Below are 252 nucleotides of genomic sequence, written 5' to 3'. Positions count from 1 at the left end.
ACCGAATGCACGACCAGGTTGCCGCCGGCATCCACGCCCTCGACCTGCACGCCGCCCACCAGCCGCACAGTGCGCGTGGGCGGCTGCTGGGACCAGTTGCGCGGATGTTCCAGGCGCCGGATGCGCACATCGCGCAGCATGCGGTCCTCCCAGAACAGCGAGATGTAGTCGTACGGACTTTCCTGGCCCGGCTTGCGCGGCATCCAGTACATGCCGTCTTCGGTCCACAGCGCCTGCCAGTCGTCATAGCGC

At 67.5% G+C, this 252-nt stretch carries 1 protein-coding gene; it reads right to left on the bottom strand.

Translation table 11 applies throughout. The annotated features are described in order from the left end of the window. Positions 1-252: aromatic-ring-hydroxylating dioxygenase subunit beta (locus ACCC94_RS30395; RefSeq protein ID WP_413353257.1), on the bottom strand; the 252-nt coding region annotated here is incomplete at both ends.

The organism is Pseudomonas sp. Pseusp97, from assembly GCF_047304025.1.
In the GTDB taxonomy this organism is placed as follows: domain Bacteria; phylum Pseudomonadota; class Gammaproteobacteria; order Pseudomonadales; family Pseudomonadaceae; genus Pseudomonas.
This window is presented reverse-complemented; position numbering and strand designations above follow the sequence as displayed.